The 23,249-nt window shown below is 66.7% G+C and carries 24 protein-coding genes; 3 read left to right on the forward strand and 21 right to left on the reverse strand.

Features of this window, described 5'->3' with window-relative positions:
- Positions 1 to 18: 18 nt before the first annotated feature.
- From recO to VKV26_22510, 17 genes are all read right to left on the reverse strand, one after another.
- Positions 19 to 858 (reverse strand): DNA repair protein RecO, encoded by an 840-nt coding sequence (gene recO, locus VKV26_22430; GenBank protein ID HLZ72671.1) that lies wholly within the window; start codon positions 856 to 858, stop codon positions 19 to 21.
- 50 nt (positions 859 to 908) lie between these two features.
- Complete coding sequence (gene recR, locus VKV26_22435; protein ID HLZ72672.1) at positions 909 to 1,508, reverse strand: recombination mediator RecR; 600 nt, start codon at positions 1,506 to 1,508, stop codon at positions 909 to 911.
- A 134-nt stretch (positions 1,509 to 1,642) separates the two neighbouring features.
- Positions 1,643 to 2,098 carry a DUF5990 family protein gene (locus VKV26_22440; protein HLZ72673.1) on the reverse strand — a complete coding sequence of 152 codons (456 nt, stop codon included), beginning with the start codon at positions 2,096 to 2,098 and terminating at the stop codon, positions 1,643 to 1,645.
- Between the two features lie 36 nt (positions 2,099 to 2,134).
- The gene (locus VKV26_22445; protein HLZ72674.1) at positions 2,135 to 2,518 is read right to left on the reverse strand and encodes a YbaB/EbfC family nucleoid-associated protein; all 384 of its coding nucleotides are present in this window, start codon (positions 2,516 to 2,518) and stop codon (positions 2,135 to 2,137) included.
- Positions 2,519 to 2,571: 53 nt separating this feature from the next.
- On the reverse strand, positions 2,572 to 4,395 hold the full coding sequence (gene dnaX, locus VKV26_22450) for a DNA polymerase III subunit gamma/tau (protein ID HLZ72675.1): 1,824 nt from the start codon (positions 4,393 to 4,395) through the stop codon (positions 2,572 to 2,574).
- A 74-nt stretch (positions 4,396 to 4,469) separates the two neighbouring features.
- Complete coding sequence (gene ybeY, locus VKV26_22455) at positions 4,470 to 4,961, reverse strand: rRNA maturation RNase YbeY (protein ID HLZ72676.1); 492 nt, start codon at positions 4,959 to 4,961, stop codon at positions 4,470 to 4,472.
- A gap of 38 nt (positions 4,962 to 4,999) precedes the next feature.
- Positions 5,000 to 5,683 (reverse strand): hypothetical protein, encoded by a 684-nt coding sequence (locus VKV26_22460; protein HLZ72677.1) that lies wholly within the window; start codon positions 5,681 to 5,683, stop codon positions 5,000 to 5,002.
- A gap of 66 nt (positions 5,684 to 5,749) precedes the next feature.
- A complete protein-coding gene (locus VKV26_22465) occupies positions 5,750 to 7,207 on the reverse strand; it encodes an NADH-quinone oxidoreductase subunit N (protein ID HLZ72678.1) in 1,458 nt (485 codons plus the stop codon).
- Positions 7,208 to 7,327: 120 nt separating this feature from the next.
- Positions 7,328 to 8,800, reverse strand: coding sequence for an NADH-quinone oxidoreductase subunit M (locus VKV26_22470; GenBank protein HLZ72679.1), 1,473 nt, complete (start codon positions 8,798 to 8,800; stop codon positions 7,328 to 7,330).
- A 78-nt stretch (positions 8,801 to 8,878) separates the two neighbouring features.
- On the reverse strand, positions 8,879 to 10,936 hold the full coding sequence (gene nuoL / locus VKV26_22475; GenBank protein HLZ72680.1) for an NADH-quinone oxidoreductase subunit L: 2,058 nt from the start codon (positions 10,934 to 10,936) through the stop codon (positions 8,879 to 8,881).
- A 79-nt stretch (positions 10,937 to 11,015) separates the two neighbouring features.
- On the reverse strand, positions 11,016 to 11,210 hold the full coding sequence (locus VKV26_22480; GenBank protein HLZ72681.1) for a hypothetical protein: 195 nt from the start codon (positions 11,208 to 11,210) through the stop codon (positions 11,016 to 11,018).
- Positions 11,211 to 11,334: 124 nt separating this feature from the next.
- Positions 11,335 to 11,646 (reverse strand): NADH-quinone oxidoreductase subunit NuoK, encoded by a 312-nt coding sequence (nuoK, locus tag VKV26_22485; GenBank protein HLZ72682.1) that lies wholly within the window; start codon positions 11,644 to 11,646, stop codon positions 11,335 to 11,337.
- Positions 11,647 to 12,195: an NADH-quinone oxidoreductase subunit J gene (locus VKV26_22490; protein HLZ72683.1), complete on the reverse strand. Its 549-nt coding sequence runs from the start codon at positions 12,193 to 12,195 to the stop codon at positions 11,647 to 11,649.
- 40 nt (positions 12,196 to 12,235) lie between these two features.
- On the reverse strand, positions 12,236 to 13,492 hold the full coding sequence (nuoH, locus tag VKV26_22495; GenBank protein ID HLZ72684.1) for an NADH-quinone oxidoreductase subunit NuoH: 1,257 nt from the start codon (positions 13,490 to 13,492) through the stop codon (positions 12,236 to 12,238).
- On the reverse strand, positions 13,489 to 14,592 hold the full coding sequence (locus VKV26_22500) for an NADH-quinone oxidoreductase subunit D (GenBank protein HLZ72685.1): 1,104 nt from the start codon (positions 14,590 to 14,592) through the stop codon (positions 13,489 to 13,491). Before VKV26_22500 ends, nuoH begins: the two co-directional genes overlap by 4 nt.
- A gap of 64 nt (positions 14,593 to 14,656) precedes the next feature.
- The gene (locus VKV26_22505) at positions 14,657 to 15,211 is read right to left on the reverse strand and encodes an NADH-quinone oxidoreductase subunit C (protein HLZ72686.1); all 555 of its coding nucleotides are present in this window, start codon (positions 15,209 to 15,211) and stop codon (positions 14,657 to 14,659) included.
- A gap of 75 nt (positions 15,212 to 15,286) precedes the next feature.
- Entirely contained in the window at positions 15,287 to 15,658 is a 372-nt protein-coding gene (locus VKV26_22510) for an NADH-quinone oxidoreductase subunit A (GenBank protein ID HLZ72687.1), read from the reverse strand.
- Positions 15,659 to 15,845: 187 nt separating this feature from the next.
- On the opposite strand from VKV26_22510, the gene VKV26_22515 reads away from it, so the two are divergent.
- Positions 15,846 to 16,499, forward strand: coding sequence for a PHP domain-containing protein (locus VKV26_22515; protein HLZ72688.1), 654 nt, complete (start codon positions 15,846 to 15,848; stop codon positions 16,497 to 16,499).
- Between the two features lie 297 nt (positions 16,500 to 16,796).
- On the opposite strand, the gene VKV26_22520 is transcribed toward VKV26_22515, so the two are convergent.
- The 3 genes from VKV26_22520 to VKV26_22530 all read right to left on the reverse strand — a co-directional run bounded on the left by VKV26_22520 (position 16,797) and on the right by VKV26_22530 (position 20,623).
- Positions 16,797 to 19,178: a molybdopterin-dependent oxidoreductase gene (locus VKV26_22520; GenBank protein ID HLZ72689.1), complete on the reverse strand. Its 2,382-nt coding sequence runs from the start codon at positions 19,176 to 19,178 to the stop codon at positions 16,797 to 16,799.
- Positions 19,179 to 19,260: 82 nt separating this feature from the next.
- Complete coding sequence (locus tag VKV26_22525) at positions 19,261 to 19,863, reverse strand: cupin domain-containing protein (protein HLZ72690.1); 603 nt, start codon at positions 19,861 to 19,863, stop codon at positions 19,261 to 19,263.
- Between the two features lie 46 nt (positions 19,864 to 19,909).
- Positions 19,910 to 20,623: a class I SAM-dependent methyltransferase gene (locus VKV26_22530; protein ID HLZ72691.1), complete on the reverse strand. Its 714-nt coding sequence runs from the start codon at positions 20,621 to 20,623 to the stop codon at positions 19,910 to 19,912.
- Positions 20,624 to 20,699: 76 nt separating this feature from the next.
- Between VKV26_22530 and VKV26_22535 the strand changes: the two genes are divergently transcribed.
- On the forward strand, positions 20,700 to 21,293 hold the full coding sequence (locus tag VKV26_22535) for a TetR/AcrR family transcriptional regulator (GenBank protein ID HLZ72692.1): 594 nt from the start codon (positions 20,700 to 20,702) through the stop codon (positions 21,291 to 21,293).
- A 524-nt stretch (positions 21,294 to 21,817) separates the two neighbouring features.
- On the opposite strand, the gene VKV26_22540 is transcribed toward VKV26_22535, so the two are convergent.
- Complete coding sequence (locus VKV26_22540) at positions 21,818 to 22,105, reverse strand: hypothetical protein (GenBank protein ID HLZ72693.1); 288 nt, start codon at positions 22,103 to 22,105, stop codon at positions 21,818 to 21,820.
- Positions 22,106 to 22,401: 296 nt separating this feature from the next.
- On the opposite strand from VKV26_22540, the gene VKV26_22545 reads away from it, so the two are divergent.
- The gene (locus VKV26_22545; GenBank protein HLZ72694.1) at positions 22,402 to 23,076 is read left to right on the forward strand and encodes a hypothetical protein; all 675 of its coding nucleotides are present in this window, start codon (positions 22,402 to 22,404) and stop codon (positions 23,074 to 23,076) included.
- Positions 23,077 to 23,249 lie beyond the last annotated feature (173 nt).

A 23,249-nucleotide genomic window follows, 5' to 3' on the forward strand; every position in this document is an offset into this window, starting at 1 on the left:
CCGGCGCGGCACATGCTATCACGCGCCTCCGCGCGCGGCCAACGCCGGGGTGGCCGGCTCGAGCTCCAGGTGCTTCGGCCGGCCCGCTGGCGTGTCGCGGCGCAGCGCGTCGACAAAGACGACCGAGCGCGGCGTCGCCTCCAGCACGTAGCGGATGTAGCCGCGCAGCAGCAGCTCGATCTCGGAAAGCAGCTCGGCCGAAAGCCGCAGCCCCGCGGCCGTGGTCCAGTCGCCGCGCTGCAGCAGGCGCAAGATCTTGAGCGCATTGACGCTCAGCGGCCAGAGACCGGGCTGAGCGGCGCGGCAGGCCGGGCAGACCACGCCGCCGAGCGCCGGCCCGAAGGCGTTGGTCACGGGCGTGAGGGGCCCGGAGCAGACGACGCAGCGGTCGAGTTGCGGCCGGTAGCCGACGAACGCGAGCAGATGCAGCTCGAACAGGCGCACGGCGAGATCCGCCGAATCGGCGGGCGTGGCCAGGCGGCGCAACGTCTCGGCCAGCAGGCGGAAGACCGGGTAGTTCTCCGAGCGTGGCTCGCTGAAGCGATCGACCAGCTCGGCGGCGTAGATGCCGCGCGCCAGCCGCTGCAGGTCCTCACGCAAGGGCATGAAGCTCTCGACCGTCTCGCTCTGCGTGACGATGTCCAGGTTCTGCCCATGCGCCAGCAGCAGCGTGCTCCAGGTCAGCGGCTCCAGGTGGCCGGCCTTGCGGCTGGTCTGGCGGCGCACGCCCTTCGCCACGGCCTCGATCTTGCCAAGCTGCGGCGAATAGAGCGTGACGATGCGATCCGCCTCGCCGAGCTTGCGCTGGCGCAGGACGATCGCCTCGGTGCGGTAGACACGGGGGATGCGTGCGGGCACGGCGCTGAATCCACTTTCCGACGGGTGCTGACGCGCCCGTGTGAGGAGGGCTAGACCTGCTGCCGGCCTTCAAGGGCGCGAGTCAGCGTCACTTCGTCGGCGTATTCGAGGTCGGCGCCCATGGCAAGGCCGCGCGCCAGCCGCGTGACGCGCACGCCGCTCGGCGCGATCAGGCGGTCGAGGTACATGGCCGTTGCGTCGCCCTCGACGTTGGGATTGGTCGCCATGATCACTTCGCGCACGGCGCCGTCAGAGAGACGGCCGATCAGCTCGCGCACCTTCAGGTCCTCCGGCCCGACGCCGTCGATCGGCGAGATCACGCCGTGCAGCACGTGGTACAGCCCCTTATAGCTGCGCGTGCGCTCGATTGCGAGGATGTCCAGCGGCTCCTCGACCACGCAGATCACCGTCGTGTCGCGCTTGTCCGAGCGGCAGATACGGCAGGGATCGACTTCGGTCAGGTTCTGGCAGGAGCTGCAGAACGTAATCTGCTCTTTGACGTCGACGATCGCCTGCGCCAGAGCGTGCGCCTCTTCGGCGCTGGTGCGCAGAATATGATAGGCCAGGCGCTGGGCGGACTTCGGCCCGATGCCGGGCAGCTTGTGAAACTCGTCGATCAGCCGCGCCACCGGCGTGGCGGCAGCGGAAATCACGTCGTTCAACCCCGATCACCTCATCACTGCTCCCGGTAATTATAGCAAAATTGCTTACACGCCGTCTCAGATACGGCGGGTGACAGCAGCGTCGATTGCCGGCCTGATCTCGCCCGCGACCCGGCGGTGCTTCAGGCCGACACGGGCGCAGCGGATTGCCAGCGAATGCGTGGGGGCCGCACGGCGGCGCAAACGGGTCCGCCGCGTTCGCCGGTCAGGCTGAGCGTGCCGACGAGTGTCTCGCCCGTGGCGAGCGCATGCTCGACTTCCGCGGTCGGTATCTCGGCGAAGCGGATCTTGGCACGGCGGAACATGACGAAGCGCCCGTCGGCGCCCAGGGTGCCCCAGCTCAAGTACAGGAAGCGGTCGCCGCGCTTGCCCTGGGCGTACGGCCCGCGGAAGTCGCGTTCGCCGTCGTCCCGCGCCACGACATCCACCGAGAGATCGAAGACCGCCTCGCCGGCGTCGCCGGGCACGAGATCGACCACGACGGAGCCGCGCTGGACGCCGACATAGACCGGCGCCTGATCGCACCACTGCAGACCGGGCAGCGAGTGCCCGACGATACGCAGGCGCAACACAGTCATGCAGCCCTCCGCCGGCGACCAACCGGCGCCCGAAAGCTATTCAAGGCCCGGCAGGTTCAGGCCGGCGCCGCCCAGCGCCCCGCCCATGCCGCCGGTGAGCGAGTTCATCGTCTCGGCCTGCTTGGCCTCGGCCTTCTCCTGCGCGTCCTTGATCGCGGCAAGCACCAGGTCTTGCAGCATCTCCACGTCGTCCGGATCGACCACGTCCTTCTCGATCGTGACGGAGACGATCTTGAGGTCGCCCCGGACTTCGGCCTTGACCACGCCGCCGCCGGCCGAGCCTTCGGTCACGGCGCTCTGTGCTTCCTGCTGCGCCTGCATCAGCTTGTTCTGCAGCTCCTGGGCCTGCTTCAGCAAGTCGGGGCTGATGCCGCCGAAGCCGCCACCACCGCCGCCGTGTCGTCGCTGCTGCCTGTTCATCGCCCGGTCTCCCTCGGTCTCCAGCGGCCGGCCACTTCCCGCCGTCCGCCAGGTTATGTCGTCTTCTCCAGCGGCCGCGCGCCGAGCTTCAGCGCCTCGTCCAGCAGGTGGCTGGGCCGCTCCGCCAGCAACGCCTGCATACGGTTGACCACGTCAGGCTCGTGCACACAGCTCACGACGACCTGCGAGCCGAAGAGTTCGGCTGCCGCTTGTTGCAGCGCGGTCATCGCCGCGGCCCGCTGCGCCCGCTCGGCCAGCGGCTTGTGCTCGAAGCCAAGCACGAGGCTGGTTCCATTGAAGCTGACGATATCACACGCGCTCTTCAGCAGAACCGCGGTGTTCCTGTCAATCGCGTTGACCCGCGTGTGCAGCTCGCGCATGCGCCGGCGCACCGCGTCGAGCGAGGCGGGCGCGGAGGGGGCATCGAGCAGCGCGTCTTCCGCGACCTCGGCAGCCGGTGCAGCGTCTGTGAGCGGCTCCTTGGTCGCTGCTGTCACAGCAGCGGACGGTTCCTCCGTCTGCGGCGCCGCGGCCGTGGCTGCTGAGCCGGGCGGCTGCGCCGACGGATTTTCGACGGATTTCTCGGCAGGACGAGGCGTGTCTGGATCGGCCGGGTTCGGTTGCTCGCCGCGCCTGGCGACGAGCGGCGCAGGCGGCGGGCCGGTGCGGGGGGTCTGCACCGCGCGCACCCGCGCGGCCGGCGCCGGCGCGGGCAGCGCGACGGCCAGCCCGGCCGCGCGGCCCGTCCCTGCCTGCGGGCGGGCGGCCGCCGCTTCGTGCACCGCCGGCGGGGCAGCTTCGACAGCAGGGCGCTCGATCGCCTCGATGATCGCCAGCTCGAGCGGCAGGGGCGAGAGTGGGTCGGCGCGGAAATCGGCGTTCATCAGCAACCGCAGCGACCGCGCCAGCTCGCCGGCGCCGGACTCTCCGGCGAGGGCGAGCAGCCCGGCCATGGCCTCATCGCCGAGATCGAGCGAGGCGGCGGCTCCCGCCCGCACGAGCAGCGCCGCCCGCAGCGTCTGCACGCAGTCGCGCGTGAACTGCCTCAAATCGATGCCGTCGTCGCGCACGGCCGCGACGAGATTCAGCGCCTCGTCAAGCCGCCGTTCGATCAGCGCCTGAAGCAACTCCCGCGCCCGTGCGTCGCCGGCGCCGGTTGCCGCGCGCAGGCCGACCTCGCTCAGCGCGTGGCCCTGCGTGGCCACTGCCTGCTCGAACAGGTTGACCGCGTCGCGCAGGCTGCCCGTGGCGCGACGCGCGATCAGGGCCAGTGCGGTGTCGTCCACCTGCACTCCCTCGGCCTCGGCGATCTGGCGCAGGCGCCCGACCACAGCCGCGAGCTTGATGCGCACGAAGTCGTAGACCTGGCAGCGGGAGAGGATGGTTTCCGGGACTTTGTGCCGCTCGGTGGTCGCCAGCACGAAGATAACATGGGGAGGCGGTTCTTCCAGAGTCTTGAGCAGCGCGTCGAAGGCAAACTGCGTCAGCTCGTGTACTTCGTCGATCAGGTAGATCTTGTAGCGCGAGCCGGTGGTGGAGTAGCCGACGCGCTCGCGCAGCTCGCGGATCTCGTCGATGCCGCGGTTGCTCGCTGCGTCCATCTCCACGAGGTCCAGCGCGCGGCCGGCGGCCACGGCCTGGCACGACTCGCAGCGGGTGCAGGGCTGGCCGGCCTCGGGCGATGCGCAGTTGACGGCCTTGGCGAGGATGCGCGCGGTGCTGGTCTTGCCGGTGCCGCGCGGGCCGCAGAAGAGGTAGGCGTGGGAGACGCGGCCCAGTTCGACGGCACGAGCGAGCGTGCGGGTGACGTGGTCCTGTCCGGACACGTCGGCGAAGGTCTGCGGCCGCCACTTGCGATACCAGACTTCAGCGGCCATCGCTCAGCCTCTCGGGAGCCAGCGTTTGGAACACCTGTGTTATTATACCGTAACAGATTGGCGCTCTGCCAGCATCAGTGGCTCGGCCACACCGGCTCGCACAGCAGCGCGGCCTCGCGTTCGCGCATGACGCGAATTTCCTCGGGCTGGTCGTGGTCGTGGCCGAGCAGGTGCAAGATGCCGTGCACAAGCAGCAGCGCCAGCTCGTCGTTGGCTTGATGGCCGTGCTCGGCGGCCTGGCGCACGGCGGTGGGATAGCTAATCACGACCTCGCCGATCTGCTCGCTTAGCTCCGGCGGCAGTGGAAACGCTTCGACCTCGGACATGTCGTCTAACGCCGGCTTCATCCGCTCGGTGAGGCCGAATGAAAGCACGTCGGTGGGCTCGTCGTAGCCGCGATACTCTCTGTTCAGCGCCTGCAAAGTGGCGTCGTCGGTGATCAGCACGGAGAGCGCCGCGCCCTCGATTCCCTCTGCGGCCAGCGCCCGCTCCGCCAGCGCCGGCAACCACGAAGCAAGATCGAGGCCGGTGAACGGTTCATCGAAGGCTATGTCAATTTCATTCAACGCGATGATCCGCCAGCAAACGTTCAGCCGAGCGATCTCTATGGAATTTGGCGCTGGAACGTCAGGTTTCTGCGGCTTGCCGACGACGTGAGGATGGCAGTTCCATCATCTAGGAGGATTAGAGCAACTCGACCCGAGCCGACAGTTGCTCCCTGAGGCTCCAGAGTTGTGATAGTGCCATACGCGATTCCCTGTTCAAATGAGGTAAACGAGACCTTGGCAACGCCGAACCGCCCCGCTCCAATACCGCTCGTGCCGTCCGGTTCAACGTAAAGCGAAACGATACCGGGATAGTCAGGCAATACGCCTTCCGTGAACCACCAATTGCCGGTGACGGAGGACCAATCAGCGGCGGTCCAGATACCGGCGGAGCTTGCAGAAAAGCTCACGGGCAAGCTCAGCAGCTCCCAGCCTTCGAATGGTTGGTCAAATAGCACCAGCGAGCCACCGTCCGTAAAGGGAAGCGCAAGCCAAACCTCAGCCACGCCATCGTTCAGGACGGAAGCCTCGTAACACGTGCCGCCTGAAACTCCGGTCGGAACGGAGGCGCACTCGCCTCGGAAGACTGAGCCTTGGTTTTCGACGTAAGCTTGGATCGCTGCTTCCAGATCTGGTGGCGCAGCGTCACGCATGGCGGCGTGAACGGTCCTAATCCGGGTGTCGGCAAAGATGAGCGTAAGCGCCACAATCGCAAAGAAGGATAATAGCGTAATACGAGACATTTGTGACGAAAACTCCTGCTAAACCACGCTGGAGTGATCCGTGTTTGGCCTCCGGGACGAGGAAGATCAATGCACCGCGAATACGTCGGCGGCTTTCTGCGCGGCGGTAAGCAGCGGGCCGGGCGCTACGCCGAAGACCAGCACTCCCAGCGCGGACACGCCCATGCCGAAACTGATCGGAATGCCCGCCCGCACGCGGCCCTCCGCCTTCGGCTCGCCCAGGTACATCACGCGCAGCACGCCGAGGTAGTAGACCGCGGAGACCAGCGAGTTCAGCACCGCGATGACGACCAGCCAGACGAACTTCGCCTGGATCGCGGCGTTGAAGATGTAGACCTTGGCGAAGAAGCCGGCCGTTGGTGGGAAGCCCGTGAGCGAGATCAGGCAGAGGGCGAAGATCGCCGCCAGCCACGGCGCCCGCCGGCCCAGGCCTGCGTAGTCGGCGATCTCCTCGCTGCCGATCGCGTCCGAGATCGCGATGATCGCGAGGAAGGCGCCGAGGTTCGTGAAGGCGTAGGCCGCGATGAAGAAGAGCACACCACTGGCGCCGATCGTGAAGCGGCCGCTCGACGCCGAGACGGCGGCGATGCCCACGAGGAAGTTGCCCGCCTGCGCCACCGACGAGTAGCCGAACAGCCGCTTGATGTTGTGCTGCTGGATGGCGACAACGTTGCCCAGCGTCATCGAGATCGCCGCGAGGATGGCGAAGAGGTTGGCCCACTCGGACGAGATGCGCGTGTCGCCCAGCGCTTCGAAGAAGATGCGCAGCACGATCGCGAACGCCGCCGCCTTTGAGGCAACCGACAGATATGCCGAAACCGGCGTCGGCGCGCCCTCGTATACGTCCGGCACCCACATCTGGAAGGGAAAGATGGCCATCTTGAAGCCAAAGCCCGCTGCCAGCAGCGTAGCCGCCAGCAGGTAGGCCGGACGCAGATTGTCGCTGGCGCCGTGCAGCGCCGTGGCGATACCCGGCAGCGCCGTCGTGCCCGTGAGGCCGAAGAGCAGCGCCATGCCGTAGAGCAGCGTCGCGGTGCTCACGGCGCCGAGCAGCAGGTACTTGAGACCCGCCTCGCTCGAGCGCGTGTCGCGCATGAAGCCGGCCAGCGCGTACTGCGAGATGCTGGTCAACTCCAGCGAGATGAAGATCATGATCAGGTCGTTGGCGCCGGAGAGCAGCATCGCGCCGGAGGCCACGGCCAGCACCAGCGCGTAAAACTCACCCTGCCGGTCGGGCATCTGGCCGGCGAAGTCCATGGCGGAAAGCACGATCACGGCGGCGACGGCCTGGAAGAGGAAGAGGAAGAAGAGGCTGAACGCGTCCACGCGCAGCATGTCGCCGAAAGCGCGGCCCTGGCCGCCGGCGATGATCAGCCCCACCGTCCAGCCCGCCGAAACGGCGAGGCCGAGCAGCGTGAGCCAGGGCAGCACCCGCTTGTCGACTGGCAGCAGATCGACGAGCACGACCAGGCCCGCCGTGGCGAGCACGATCAGCTCGGGCAAAAACCGGGTGATGTCATCCACGCGAGGACTCCATCCTTCGCCATGGGTACCGATGCGGCCGAATTGACCGAACGACATGCTTCGGACGAACGCTCATGACCGTCCCCGCCACCTGTAACCTGTCACCAGTCACCTGTACTCTCACCCCAGCCGCTGCACGATCGGCTGCACGCCGTTCTGCACCACGTCCACGATCCACAGCGGGTAGACGCCGACCGAGATGATCGCCACGATCAGTCCGACGACAGGGCCGATCTCCCACCAGTTGCGCGTGTCGCGAAGCCCTTCCCAGCGCTCCATCGGCGGACCCCAGAGCACGCGCTGCAGCATCCAGAGGATGTAGCCCGCGCTGAGCAGCACGCCGACCACGCCGAGAATCGTCATGGGCACGAACTTGTTGAACGTGCCCAGGAAGACCAGCAACTCCGCCACGAAGCCCGCCATCGCCGGCAGGCCGAGCGAGGCGAAGCCGGCGATGAAGAACGTCACGCCGATGAACGGCATGTTGCGCATCAGACCCGACATCTGGCCGATATCGCGCGTGTGCGTGCGCTCGTAGATCAGGCCGACCATGATGAAGAGCAGGCCGGTGATCATGCCGTGGGTAAACATCTGCAGCGAGGCGCCGGTCAGCCCCACCTGTTTCAGGGCCGAGACGCCGAGCAAGACGTAGCCCATGTGGCTGACCGACGAGTACGCGATCAGCCGCTTTAAGTCCTGCTGCCGGAGCACGACGAAGGCGCCGTAGATGATATTGATCGCGGCCAAGATCGCAAAGACCAGCGCGAAGTCCTTCGCCGCCTGCGGGAAGATGCTCACGCCCCAGCGCAGAATGCCGTAGCCGCCCATCTTCAGCAGCACGCCGGCCAGCAGCACGCTCACCGCCGTCGGCGCGTTCGTGTGCGCGTCCGGCAGCCAGGTGTGCAGGGGGAAGACGGGCAGCTTGACGAAGAAGGCGGCGAGAATCAGCCAGAAGATCATGTTGATCGGCACGATCGTGTTCTGGATGTTGGCGCCGCTGAGCTGCTCGAAGTCAAACGTGTTCGTGCTGTAGTGCAGCAGGAAGATGCCGACCAGCATCAGCGACGAGCCGGCCACCGTGAACAGCACGAATTTGAGCGCCGCGTACTCCTTGCGCCCCGTGCCCCAGATCGAGATCAGCAGGTACATCGGCACCAGCTCGACCTCCCAGAAGAGGAAGAAGAGCAGGAAGTCGAGCGAGAGAAAGACTCCCAGCACGCCCGTCTCCAGCACGAGCATCCAGGCGAAGTACTCCTTCTGCCGCAGGTCCACGCCGAAGGAGATCAGCACCGAGAGCAGCGTCAGCCCCGTGGTCAGCAACACCATCGGGATGCTGAGGCCGTCGATGCCGATCTTGTACTGGAGCGTAAAGGCGCCGCCGATGTCGCGGGCGTCGATCCAGGTGAAATGCTCCACGAACTGGAAGCCGGCGGCCTGGGTGCGGTCGAAGGCGGCAAAGGCGGCGATCGAGACGGCGAAGGTTGCCAGCGAGACGAGCGCCGCCCACCAGCGCACGTACTGCTGCTGCTCGCGCGGCCAGAGGGCGCAGACCACGGCGCCGGTCAGCGGCAGAAAGAGGATCACGCTCAGCACGTTTGCACCCTGCCTCCGCGGATTTGGCGAATCCATGCTTTCAGAACCGGCGGGCGCCCGCCGGTTCTGAAAGCATGTCTAACTGGTCCGGGCGATCACCACCAGCACGACGGCGATCACCGCCACGCCGGCGCTGAAGATGAAGCCATACGCCTGGAACTCGCCGCTGGCCGCGCGTCGCAGCACCGCACCGCCGCGCTCCGTCACCAGGCCGAAGCCGTTGGCGATGCCGTCGATTACGTAGGTGTCGATCAGATCGCTCGCGTAGGCGAGGCCGCGGTAGACGAGGCCGCGCGCGATCAGGTCCTCGCCGATCACGTCGGCGTACCACTTATTGCTGAACAGCACATACAGCGGCCGCAGCAGCCGGCCCATCGTCACATCAAGGCCGCGCCGTGCCTGGTAGATCACGTAGCCGACGAAGATACCGGCCAGCGCCATCGCGATCGAGGCGATCGCCAGCCCCCAGTTCACGACCTCATCGGTGCGCTCTGGCGTGCCGGCCGGCAGCGCGTTCTTGATCAGGTCGCCGAACCAGTGCGTGTGGTAGTTCACCAGCCAGCTGATCACCGCCGGAACCGCGAGAACCACGAGCGGCAGCAGCATCACCCAGGGCGACTCGTGCGGATGCACCGCGTGGTCGCGGTGGACATCGCCCTCGCGCTCATGTTCCTCCTCGGCTTGCAGCACCTCGGACACGGCGGCGGAGTCGTGCACGTTCTGATCCTCCGAGGCGGAGACCGGAATCGTCGTCCAGCCCTCGGTCCAGTGGTCGTGATGCGGCGCGCCGCCGCGGAACTCGCCGAAGAAGGTCAGGAAGATCACGCGCGCCATGTAGAACGCGGTGAGGAAGACGACGAGGAAGCCGAGCACGAACAGGATCTTGTTGTCGTTCCAGGCCGCGTGCAGGATGTCGTCCTTGCTGTAGAAGCCGGAGAAGGGCGGCACACCGGCCAGGCTGAGCGAGGCGATCACGAAGGTCCAGAAGGTGATCGGCATCGCCCGCCGCAGGCCGCCCATCAGGCGCATGTCGAAGGTGTTCGTCGCGCGGTTGACGCTGCCGGAGCCGAGGAAGAGCAGCGCCTTGAAGAAGGCGTGGTTCATCAGGTGAAAGATCGCCGCCACGTAGGCGCCGGAGCCGAGGCCCAGCATCATGTAGCCGAGCTGCGAGATCGTGGAGTAGGCGAGCACGCGCTTGATGTCCGGGTTCACCACGCCCATCGTCGCCGCAACGATCGCCGTGATCGCGCCGATCCAGGCGACCGTATGCAGGGCGCCGCTCGAGGCCGCGAAGACGGGGAAGAAGCGGGCGACGAGATACACACCGGCGGCGACCATCGTCGCCGCGTGGATCAGCGCCGAAACCGGGGTTGGGCCTTCCATCGCGTCCGGCAGCCAGATGTGCAGCGGCACCTGCGCCGACTTGCCCGCCGCGCCGGCGAACACGCCCAGCGCGAACAGGGTCAGCGTGGTCGAACCGATCGTGCCGGCCACCGCGGCCTGGTGAATCCTGGCAATGTCGAAGGTGCCCGTGTGCGTCCAGATGATGAGGATCGCGATCATGAAGCCGACGTCGCCTACACGCGTGGTGATGAACGCCTTCTTGGCGGCGGCTGCGGCGCTCGGCTTGTGGAACCAGAAGCCGATCAGGAGGAAGGAGCAGAGGCCGACCAGTTCCCAGTTCACGAAGAGGAAAAGGATGCTATCCGACAGCACCAGGCCGAGCATCGAGGCGGTGAACAGCGACATGTAGGCGTAGTAGCGGCCGTAACCGGGGTCGCCCTCCATGTAGCCCTGCGAGTAATACTGCACCAGCAGCGAGACGCTGGTGACAACAACCAGCATCACCGCCGTCAATCCATCGACGCGCAGGCCGAGCGTAAAGGTGAAGCCGGGGAACTGCAGCCACTGGTGCGAGGTGTAGCTGAGCGGGTGGCCGGCGTTATGATCGACGGCTTTCAGCGCCCAGAGCGAGAGCAGGAAGGCGACGAAGATGCAGAGGATGGTCAGGTAGCCGGCGAGGCGAAGCTGGCGGCGCGGCAGCGCGCCCGTGAGCAGTGCCAGCGTGATCAGCACACTGGAGGCCACGGGCAGCAGGAAGATCGCCCAGGCGAAGCCTTCCGGAAACGAATTCATGCTTGCTCTCGGCCCTCATCCCCCGGCCCCTTCTCCCAATCCTGGGAGAAGGGGGGATCTTGGCGCGTGGCACGTGAGGCTAGATCTTGCGCATGATCTCCAGGGCGACGTGGGTCTTGCTGTCGGGCACGTAGATCGCGTGCGGCGTCAGGTCGCCCGCGGTCTTCGGATCGCCCAGCACGACGGCGTGTGTCGCCACGCCCTCGGCGTTGAACAGCTCGCGCCACACCTCGGCCATGTAGCGATTCTTCACCCGGAACAGTTCAGTCCACACGCTTCGCCTCAGGTTACAGGTAACTGGTTACAGGTGACAGCAGCGCCTGAGAACTGCAGAGTTTCATGGAACGCTCCAGAACCCCCTGTCACCTGTCACCGGTCACCTGTCAACTGAACGTCACCTAGAACCTCAACAAATCGATCTGGTCGACGTCGATCGTGCCGCGGTTGCGGTAGACCGAAACGACCATCGCCAGCGCCACGGAGGCTTCGGCCGCCGCGACGGTGATGACGAAGATCACGAAGATATGACCGGCGATCGGCGTCGGCGACTTGACGAAGCGCGAAAACGCCAGCAACGTCAGGTTCACCGCGTTGAGCATGATCTCGATGCCCATTAGGATCAGCACGGCGTTGCGCTTGGAGAGCGCGATCCAGAGGCCGATGCCGAACAGCACCGCGCCGACCACGAGGAAGTGCTCGAGAGAGACCATCTAACGCTCCCTCCGCACTAACCGCGTGGCCGGCCCCGCCGCGTGGGTGTCGAGATCAACGCCGCGACCGCCGACCACCACGATTGCGCCGATCATCGCCGCGATCAGCAGCACCGAAGCGATCTCGAAGGGCAGCGCCCAGCGGTTGAGCAGCGCCTGGCCGATGGCGTCGACCGTCGAAGGAAAGTCGTTCGAGGCGGTATCCCAGTTGGTGTTGAAGGCGATGAAGACCACCGTGCCGGCCACCACGGCGCCGGCCAGCAATCCCGGCCCGACAAACTTCGTCTCCATGCCGCGCCGATCGCGCGAGGGCGTGAGCAAAATCGCAAACACGACCAGCACGCCGATGGCGCCGGCGTAGACCAGAAGCTGCGCCACGGCGACGAAATCGGCAGAGAGCAGCACGAACATCGCCGCCAGTGAGACAAAGAACAGCACCAGGAAGAGCACCGCGTGGATGATCGAGCGCGCCGCCATCACCGCCAGCGCCGAGCCGATCGACAGCACCGCCAGCACGTAGAACGCCGACACCGGGCCGAAGCCGCTCAATCCGCCTCTCCTCCGAAGCCTGACCGAAGCGCAAATCGATCTACTGCGGCATCGCCGCCAGCGTGTCTGTCACGAGCCGCGCCCGTCGTGGCCGCTGCCGCCGGGCGAAGCCGAACGTCTGGGTGTAGCCGACGATCAGCACACCGCTGAGCACGATGTTGATCACTGCCGCGATCGGCAGCACCCAACCGGCCGAAATGCCGTTCTCCTGCCAGATCGTCACTTCCGCCGCGACGACCAGCACGTTGACCAGCGCCAGCGGCAGCAGGAACTTCCAGGCGAAGTCGAGCAACTGGTCGATGCGCAGGCGCGGCAGCGTGCCGCGCGTCAGGATCAGCGCCCCGTAGAGGATGTACATCTTGCCCAGGAAGATCAGCCAGGCGGGAATCCAGCGGTCAAGGCCGAACAGCCACCAGCCGCCGAAGAAGAGCGTCGCCCAGATGCCGGAAACGGCCAGCGCGTTGCCCAGCTCTACGGCGTAGAACAGGCCGAACTTCATGCCCGAGTACTCGGTGTGATAGCCGGCCACGATCTCGGACTCGGCTTCGGCGATATCCGTCGGCGTGCGATTCAGCTCGGCGCTGGCGGAGATGAAGTAGGTGAGCGCCGCCAGCGGCTGCAACACGATCAGCCAGACGTGGTACTTCTGCTGCCACTGCACGATGCCGTTCAGGTCCATGTGCCCGGTGAACAGCACCACGCCGAGCAGCGAGAGCACCATCGGGATCTCGTAGCTGATCGCCATGGCGATGCCGCGCATCGCGCCCAGCAGCGAATACTTGTTGTTGGACGACCAGCCGGCCATGAAGATCACGAGCGGCGTGGCCGAGCCGACCGCGACGATGTAGAGCACGGCGACGTTGATGTTCGCCGCCGTCATCTTCGGCCCGAAGGGCAGCACGCCGAAGACGAGTAAGGTAGGGATGAAGATCACGACCGGCGCGAGCCAGAAGACGTACTTATCGCCCGCGAGCGGCGTCAACGCCTCTTTCTGCATCAGCTTGAGCGCGTCGGCCACCGGCTGCAGCAGACCGAACGGTCCGGTGCGGTTGGGGCCGTAGCGGATCTGGATGCGGGAGACGGCTTTGCGCTCGATCCAGATCAGCGAGAGCATGGCGATGCCGAGAAACAGCCCGATCGCCGCCGCGCCGATCAGGCCGGCGACGACGTAGGCGAGCCAGTGAAAGGTCGAGCCGTCGCCCCAGCCGTTGATCCAGTCGAGCAGCGCCTGCACCGGGTTGCCCAGATCGCGCAGGTCGTACCACTCGGAAAGCACGTAGCCGCAAAGGGCCGTCACCGATCGACCTCGCCGATCACGATGTCGATGCTGCCCAGCGCGACGATCGAATCCGCGACCGAGGCGCCGATCACCATCTCACGCAGCACTGAGAGATTGATATAGGATGGCGCTCTTACGTGGAAGCGGTAGGGCGCCGTGCCCCCGTCGCTGACGATGTAGTAGCCCAGCTCGCCCTTCGGCGATTCGACGCGCGCGTAGGCATCGCCGACCGGGGGCCGCACCGACAGCGGCACATCGACCTTATATGGCCCGCCCGGCAGCGCCGGCACCGCCTGCTTGAGGATCTTCACGCTCTCGCGCAGTTCGGCCATGCGCACCAGAAAGCGATCGTACGAGTCGCCGTTCTCACCCACGGGGATGGCGAAGTCGAAGCGATCGTAGACGGCGTAGGGGTCGGCCTTGCGGATGTCGAAGGGGATGCCGCAGCCGCGGATCATCGGCCCCGTGAGCGAGGCATTGATCGCCAGGTCGCGCGGGATCGTGCCCACGCCGCGCGCCCTGGCGATCAGGATCTCGTTCTCCATCAGCATCTTTTCGTACTCATCGATCTTGCGCGGCAGATCGTCGAGCAGGCCGTTGACCGCGGGCAGGAATTCGTCAGGGATGTCGAAGGCGACGCCGCCGATGCGCATGTAGTTGCAGGTGAGGCGGGCGCCGCAGGTCATCTCGAACAGGTCGAGGATCTTCTCGCGCTCGGCGAACATCCACATCAGCGGCGTCTGCCAGGCGCCGCAGTCGTTGATAAAGGTGCCGATCGCCATCGAGTGGTTGGCGATGCGCTGCAGCTCGGCCATAATCACGCGCAGGTACTGGCCGCGCTCGGGCACGCGGATGCCGGCCAGCTTCTCCACCGCCATGCAGTAGCCCAGGTTGTTGGACATGGCGGAAAGATAGTCCATACGGTCGGTGAAGGGGATGTTCTGCGTATAGGTCCGCTCTTCGGCCAGCTTCTCCAGGCTGCGGTGCAGGTAGCCGACGACCATGTCGGCGTCGATGATCTTCTCGCCGTCGAGCACCACGCGCATGCGGAAGACGCCGTGCGTGCTGGGGTGCTGCGGTCCGATGTTGACGATGAACGGTTCGGTCTGAATGGTCATGGCGTGGCCTCACCCCCTGGCCCCCTCTCCATTTCGATGGAGAGGGGGAAGCTGGGGAAGCGGTTTAGGACTGGCGGGGCGGTTCGGGCGCGGTCCAGTTGGGGCCGCTGAGCACCCCGAAGCCCTGCTCCTGCTTGGGGAAGTGCGGCAGGCCGGGGTGCTGGGCACCGGCCGAGATCTGCAGGAAATCTTTGCGCAGCGGCCAGCCGGCGAAGCCCTCCCACAAGAAGATGCGGCGCAGGTCCGGGTGGCCCGTGAAGCGAATACCGAAGAGGTCGTAGACCTCGCGCTCCTGCAGCTGCGCCCCGTACCAGACCGAGACGACGGAGGGGATCTCCGGCTCATCGCGCTCGTCGATGCGGCACTTGAGCACGGCCAGGTGGTTCTTCGCCAGCGATTGCAGGTGATAGACGGTCTCGAAGTGGGTGATGTAGTCCACGGCGGTCATGCTGGTCAGGTGCTGCATGCGCAGGTCGGCATCGTCGCGCAGCGCCGTGCAAACCGCGAGCAGCGACTCGGCGGCCACGTACACCGAATGGCCGATCGCCTCGACCCGCGTTTCAGGCAGAAGCTCGCCGAGGCGGGCGGCCACCCGCTCTCCTGTCAGCTCGATGGTCATGACAGGCTCACATCCTTGCTGCTTGGTGTTTGGTGTTTGGTGTTTGGTGTTTGGTGTAATGAGCCGATGCCGCGTCTAGCGCCAGACCAGCGCCTGCTTCTTCCAGGCATAGGCGAGGCCCAGAGCGAGGACGCCTATGAAGATCACCGCTTCGACCAGGCCGTAGATCGCCTCGTGTCGGTAGGCCACGGCCCAGGGGTAGAGAAAGATCGACTCGATGTCGAAGACGACGAAGAGCAGGGCGAAGACGTAGTAGCCCACGTGGAACTGCACGTGGCTCGGGCCCTCGGTCTCCACGCCGCACTCGTAGGTCGCCTGTTTCACCGAGTTGGGCAGTTTGGGCCGGATTTTGAACAGGCCGAGCACCACCGAGACGACCAGCGCGGTGCCCGGCAGCGCGATGCCGACGAGGATCAGAAAGCCGAGGTGGCCCCAGTTGCCGAGCACGCCATGCTTCCCCCGCGGCGTCTTGCCGCTTGTGAATTCTGTCGCGTACCGCGACGCCACTATAGCATAGGGGCAGGCAGGGAGATACCGCGGCCGCGCAGTGCATGCGAGCCGCGGCTGCGCCTGCTACCATTGCCAGAGATGCAACAGAATCACAACAAGACGTTCCGATGGGAGGCGCCATCGCGTGCTGATCGACCTGCACAACCACACCTGGCCCCGCTCGCACGACAGCGTGCTCAACCCGGACGACCTGATCGTCCGGGCGAAGAAGGCGGGGCTGGACGGCATCTGCTTCACCGAACACGACACCCTCTGGGACGCGAAGTCGCTCAAGGAGATCCAGGAAAAGCACGATTTCCTCGTGCTGGCCGGCGTCGAGATCGGCACCGACGACGGCCACATCCTCACTTTCGGCATCGACAAGTACGTCTTCGGCATGCACCGCAGCAACGAGCTGGCCGGTCACGTGGAGAAGAGCGACGGCTGCATGGTGGCCGCGCACCCGTACCGCCGCCAGATGCCCTGGTACGTGAAGGACGAAGAGGAGTACCAGAAGGCGCTGCTGCGCGCCAGCCAGAACCCGTCGTACGAGTTCTGCTGCGGGCTGGAGGAGCTGAACGGGCGCGGCACCGAAAAGGAGAACGCCTTCAGCCGCCGCCTCTGCGACCTGATGGGCATGCCCGGCACGGCGGGCACCGACTCGCACTCGATCCAGGACATCGGCAAGTGCGCCACGTACTTCGAGCGCCGCATCGAAGACGAGCGCGACCTGATCCGCGAGCTGCTCGCCGGCCGCTTCTACCCCGTCGACCTGCGCAGCAACGCCATCCTGCGCTGAGCGCGGTGCCGGACCCACACGGGTGTGCGAGGTGCTGGCGCCCGGCCCTGGTAGAGCACAGTATCGCCGGTGAAGCCCAAGCCTCCGGCCGTGCCGTCGCGGCCTTGGAATTCAATGGTCTGCTTCTCCAGCGTGAGACGCATGCCGGTCGGCTGAGTCGGATCACGACAGGGTTCGCGCTCCATAGGAATGTATGCATGTCATAGTAGATATTTGCCTGTGCTGTGATGCACAGGGCACTACACGCGTAGCCGTCCGCGTTCGCCATAGCGCTTTCCATGGCACATCCGCCGTCGCTCAGGCCCTGCGTACGCGGCAGCGCTGCGTACGGTGCGCGACCGAGCCGCTGATCGGATCGCTTGGATCGGCGGGGATAAGGAGGTTCGCGTTCGCCCCGTCCAGGCAGAAGGGGTCGTAGGCCGGCGCACCAAGCGCCTGGCACGCCTGCCACCACCCGTACTGCGTGGCTACCACGCGGGGGTCAAGCGCCGCATCCAGCTTCGCCCACAGCGTGACCGCGCCGTGTGGCGTCTCCACGATCACCCCGTCGGTGTCGGCGATGCCCAGTCCAGCGGCGGTGGCCGGGTGGATCGCCAGGTAGGGCTCGCGCACCTGGCGGCGCAGGCGCGGCAGGTTGCGGTGCCCATCGTCGCAGAACTGCACTACTCGGAAGAAGATGAGGACCAGTGGATACCACTCCTCCAGGTCCGGCTGTCCGGTGACTGCCTCCGGCTCCGCGACCACGGGGAGGGGCGGGTAGCCGGCCTCGGCGAAGCGCGTCGCATAGATCTCCAGCACGCGTGTGGGGGTTTCGAAGCCGCGGGGCTCTCCCGTCTGGGAGTCGATCTCGGCATACTTGCGCTCACGCGTTTCGCCGGGCACGCGCATGCCCATGGGATGCTCCCGCAACTGCTGGAGCGTGAGCCCCGACGGCGCGAGATGGTGGTTCAGTGCCGCCTCGATGTCACCACCGAAGAACGGTTCGCCCAGCCCCAGCCGCTGCGCCAGCTCGAAGATGATCGCAAGGTCCGGGCGCGCCTCGCCAACCGGCTTGACCACGGCCGGCCGGTACTGCGCCCAGGTTCCCGTGTGCTCGGCGAGGGCGTGAGGCGGTGCCCCAGGCAGCACCGCCTCACTCTCCCAGCAACTGGCGGCGGGCAGCAGCAGGTCGGCGCAGGCGGCGCTGGGGTTGGCGAACAAATCCACGTGCACGTAAAAGTCGAGCGCGTCCAGCGCCTGCTTGCCGACCAGAGGATCGGCGTGCGCGACCAGCGGATCGCTCCCGAAGGCGAGCAGGCCCTTCACCGGATAGGGCTGCCCGGTCTGTATGGCGCGGTACACGTCGGCGGCGCGAACCACCCCGGGCAGACGCGCCAGACCGAGCGGGCGCTCGGCGAACCCTAACCGCCGTGCCGCCTGTTTAGGCGAGAGCAGCGCGGGTGAGACGATGGGGTTGGTCGGCGTGCTGGCGAACAGCATGTTGCTGCCGCGCCGATCGAACTGCCCGGTGAGCGCGTAGAACAACGCGACGGCCCGGTTCGTTTGCATCGCGTCGACGCGCTGTTCGAGCCCGGCCCAGGTGTAATAGCACGACGGGGTTTCGCTGGCGAACAACCGTGCGGCGCGCCGCACCGCGTCGGCCGGCACCCAGGTCAGCGCCTCGGCCCGCTCCGGAACATACTGCGCGGCGAGTTCGGCCAGCAATTGTAGTACGGGCCGACAGGCGACGGTCTGCCCGTGCGCCAAAGCAACGCTGTAGCGACCACCCAGCGCCGGCACGACGCCCTTGGCTTCATAGCCACCACCGACGCGCGCGGGGACCGGGCGAGCGCCGTTGCCGTCCCACACGAGGCATTGCCGCGCGTCCCCGTCCGGGGCGAGGTCCTGCGCGGTGAGGAGTTGTCCGCTGTCCTCGCGGACGAGGAAGGCCGCGTTGGTCCAGTCGCACACGAAGGCGCGATCGTAGCGATCTTCCGTAAGCAGCACATGGATCAGGCCGAGGGCGAGGGCGCCGTCGGCGCCGGGCCGCACGCGCAACCAGAGATCGGCCTTCTCCGCCAGACCCGTCCTGCGGGGGTCGATCACGATGAGCTTGGCGCCACGGGCACGGGCGCGGGCGATGCGCATGGCCATCGTGGGCCAGCTCACCTGCGGGTTGAAGCCCCAGAGGAGCAGGCAACGGGTCTGCTCGAAGTCCGGTGGTGGGGTGCCGACGCCGTAGGTGTAACTGGCGCCGTAGTCGCGGTGCCACTGGCAGATGTGCGTCGTCGCCATCAGGTTGGGGCTGCCGAAGGCACTGGCGAGGCGCCACGCCCAGCGGTTGAAGTCGTGAGCGGCGCTGCCGGACGGGGTCGCCACGGACACGGCCACCGCCTCCGGCCCGTAGCGGGCCTTGATCTCCAGCAGCCGCGTGGCCGCGAGCGTGAGCGCCTCATCCCAGGTGAGGCGTTGCCAGCCGGGGTCCGGATCGCCCTTGGGCCGCGTCCGCACCAGCGGGTACCGCAGGCGGTCGGGGGACGAGATGAGTTCGGGTGCCGCTGTGCCCTTGACGCAGATGCCGCCGTTGGGGTGGTTCGGATCGGCGGTGACCCTGGTCAGCACCCCGTCCAGCACGGTGGCCAACACGCCACAGCGGGAGACGCACATCGCGCAGTAGGTGTGGATCTGCTCGGCCGTCATCGTGCTGTCCTCCGTGCAGCAACATGCTCATCTGGAGACCCCGCCAGCGAGCCGCACCTGAGAGCGGCCGTAGCTGAGGCCATCAGTCGTGTAGGGACGGTCCAGTGGACGCCGCGGGCTGCCGGGGTGAGGGCGCTGCGGCGCCGTCCGGGGACTCGCGGCGATAACCGCGCAGCCGCGCGAGCGGACCGAGCAACCAGGCGAGGCCGCGCAGCAGCGGCCAGGGCGGGCTACACGGGCGAATGGTGTCACCGAAGGCAGGCACCAGCACCGCGAGCGCCAGGGGAGAGGGCATACCCCGCTGGTCGAGTTTCCCGGCGCGCGCCAGGCTGAAGAGCGCCCTGAAGTACTGCTCACTGCAGAGTGCGGGGCGAAACTCCTGCAGGTAGTCCGCCACCTCGGCGCCAGCGTTCCAAAAGTGGTGGGGGGTGTTTGGTGGAATCGTCACCACGTCGCCCGGGCCTGCGCTGCGCTCCGAGCCGGCGATCTGGAAGCCAAGACGACCGCCGAGGATCTCAAAGCGGCTCTCCTGGTACGGATGGATGTGCTCGATCTCCCGCGGCCCGTGCGGTTCATGAGAGCACTCGATCTGGAGCAGTTGCCCCGCGGTGTCCTGTGCCGTGCGGCGGAAGATCATCGTCTGCCCGGTGCGCCGGTTCACGATCTGGCGGTCAGCGTGCGTCATCGCGCTCTCCTACCCTCGGCCGCGATGGAGGCCGGATTCCAGCCCATCACCCGTCACTGCGCGCCAACCAGGCGGTCAAGCCGCCACCCAGGACGCTCACGAGCCGGGTGCTGCGGCCAAAGCCCGCCTCGCGCAGCACCCGCTCGTAGTCCGCCGCCGGACTTGCCGGAAACGCGATAATCTGGGCGATCGTTGCCGCCATCTGCGCGGATGGCATGCCCATCGCTTCGCCGTACTGCTGCCAGGTGGCCAACAACTCCTCGCGCAGGCCACCGTCCTCGGGCCGGACGCCGTTGGCCAGGAGCAGTGGCGTCCCGGGCCGCAAGCGCCGGGCGATGTCACGCAGCAGCGCCCGCTTGTCGGCGTCCGACAGAAAGTGCAGCACGAACAGGCAGGTCGCCGCATCGAAGCGCGGCTCGGGCGGCAGGTCGTCGACCGTGCGCCGCACGAGGTCCACGCGCTCCTGCACGCCGAGCCGTGCGGCTTTCGCCTGCGCCAGGCTCAACATGTCGCGCGACGGGTCGACCCCGGTGAGGTGCCAGCCCGGGTTTGCCGGTAAGAACGTGGTGATCTCCGCCCCGCGGCCGTCGCCGACAACCAGCAACTGCAAGTCAGCGTGCCCCAGGGCGCGCAAGCAGCAGTCCGCGAGCGTCAGGATTAGGTCGTAGCCGACGTTGACCCGCTTGACGGTCGCTTCGTACTCGGAAATCGGCATCGGTGGTCGGGCATTGAAGTCGGCCTGCTGCGCTACACTGCTCATGTCTTGCTCGTTCTTTGTGCGGCATGGTAGTTATGGTACGTTGTAACGTAACAGCGTCGCGATAGGATGTCAAGCAGTGGGGCGGCCCAAGGAACACGACGATTGCACGGCTCTCGCCCTCCTCGATGCTGCCGAGCGCCTTGTGGTTGCGAACGGGATCGAGGCGCTGTCGGTGCGGCGTGTGGCAGGCGCAGTCGGCACCACGACCCGCGCTGTCTACAGCGTGTTCGGCTCGAAGGATGGACTCGTGATCGCGCTTGGCGCCCGAGCCTTCGACCTGCTCCGAGCCGCGATCGATGGGTTACCGCAGACAGACGATCCGGCTGCTGATCTGGTGGAGGCGGGCGTGAGTGTCTTTCGTCGCTTCGTGCTCCAGCATCCGGCGCTGTTCCGGCTAGCGGTGCAGCGTGTGGAAGTCCAGGCGGATCTCGCGGAGGGGTTCCGCGGCGCAGCCGACCATGCGCTGGATGGCCTACGGAGCCGGTTGGCGCGGCTGGCTGCGGCAGGCAGACTCGGGGCACGTCCGCTGACCGACGCGCTGTACGAGTTTCACGCGCTTTGCGAGGGATTGGCCGCGCTCGAACTCCGCTGCGCCTTCCCAGAAGACGACGCTGAGCGGATCTGGCGCGACGCGCTGGCCGCGCTCCTGGCCGGTTGGGGCGCCGTATGAACGGTGCGCGCAGTTGCTGGCTCACGCGCCGGACCGCTGCCCAGAGGCTACCCTGCTTTCCACTAGCGCCGGCCCTCTCGCCGCACTACCCGGCCGTCGCCGGGTGGAGGGAAGCGGCAGTGCTCGCACCGCAGTGGACTTGCATAGTGGATGCCGCACGTTCGCGCTGCACGATCGCGTGTTCGTCTCAGAAAGGGCCATCTGAGACAGGGAGGTGAGGCCATCGTGTGCTGGCGGCCAAGCCGGTGTGGCCGCCAAGTCGCCACCCGTATCACAAACATCGTCTCAGCGGAACGCGTCCAGGGTTGAGTTCTGAGATCGTTGCCTCGTGTCGCCGGGGGATGCTGGTCGAGGATCGCGGCCTGATCCGCGAGCTGCTCGCCGGCCGCTTCTACCCGGTCGACCTGCGCAGCAACGCCATCCTGCGCTGACAGTGCAGCAAGACACACAGCCGCAGACCGCCGTTCAACGCGAGTCGCGGAGGCTCTCAGAAACCTCCGTTTGCGAGCACTTCTGGAGGTGTCTCAAAACGCCGTGCGTGGCGGCTGCGGCGATGGGTTATGAATCATCGGTTCGGCGGGAGTGGGCGGGAGTGGCCGATCCGGACCTGGCGGCGCCGGTCGTTCCGTGGGGTTGGCCGGGTCGCCGCTTGGTAGGAGCAGCAGCGGGCGACCTTCGTAGAGTACCGTCTCGCCGCCGAAGACCAGCCGCCCGACCGTGCCGTGGTGGTCCTCAAACACGATCGCCTGCGCCTGCAGGTTGATGTGAATGCCGGTCAGGTGAATCTGCTCCGGGCCGGGTTCGTGCTCCATTGGAATGCATGCATATTATAGCATATATGCAATGCCGTTAGTAGCTCCTGTTCGTCTCTACGATCTAGTAGGGGCGGGACGAGCCGGTCCGTGAGGCTCGCTCGTCTATCCACTCGCCGCCCGTCCACAGCACCCCGATGCCCAGCTCGACCATGTCCCCCGCGTCCAGCGCCACCGGCGAGTCCGTTGCATCAGTCAGATCCGCCTCACGCTGGATGAATTCGGTTCGGCCCAGCGTTTATCGAGTGAGTGGGCCACGCGGGGATGCCCTATTGGACGGGAGAGGTGCCGCACCGGTGTCTGCACCAAGCCGCACCCCGTTCCGGACGCTCATCCTCGATGAGGATCCCGTCCACCGCGAGCGGCTGAGCGTGGCCTTGGACCGCGACGGCCGCTTCACGCTGGTCGGCGACGCCGGCCTGCGGTTCGGCTTTCCGCTGAGCACGTTGTGGCCTGATCTGGTCATCGTTGACCCGATAACTGACGGACGGCTGGATCTGCGCTACCTGCGGCTCCTGCCCCAGCAAGCGCCACAAGCCCACGTGGTGGTCTACACCACGGCCTGGGAGGCAGCGGCCCTCGGCGAGGTGCTGCTGCTTGGGGTCCGCGGGTTTCTGCCGAAGCTACCCACGCCGCCGGCCGATCTAGGCGACCAATTGGCGCAGGCGGCGGCCGGAGCGATCGTGGTGCTTGGCGTGCCGATCGTGGAAGCGCTGCGCACGGAGTTTGTGGCGACGCGGCTACTGGGCCCACAGATCCCTGCGCCGGAACTCGACACCGTGGAACGGCAGGTGCTGCGTGGCCTCGTGATGGGTCAGAGCGCCAAGGTGATTGCGATGGCACTCACCGCTGAGGGGACGAAGATTAGCGCCCGCAGCGTGCAGCGGATCAGTCAACGGCTGCAAGAGCGCTTTGGGGTGCAGACGATCGGCCAACTGTGTGCCGAGGCGGTGCGACGTGGAGTCGTCTGAGTCGCCACCCGGCACTCGCCTGACGAAAACCTCGCAGTGAACCGCCCCGGGTATCCTGGAGGCTCCGGACTTTGAGAGGACGGAGCAATGGCAAAGGTGACCAGGTACCCTGCCGAGTTACGCGAACGGGCGGTGCGCATGGTGGTCGAGCACCGCAAAGACTATGCCTCGGA

Source organism: Dehalococcoidia bacterium (assembly GCA_035310145.1).
Taxonomy (GTDB): domain Bacteria; phylum Chloroflexota; class Dehalococcoidia; order CAUJGQ01; family CAUJGQ01; genus CALFMN01.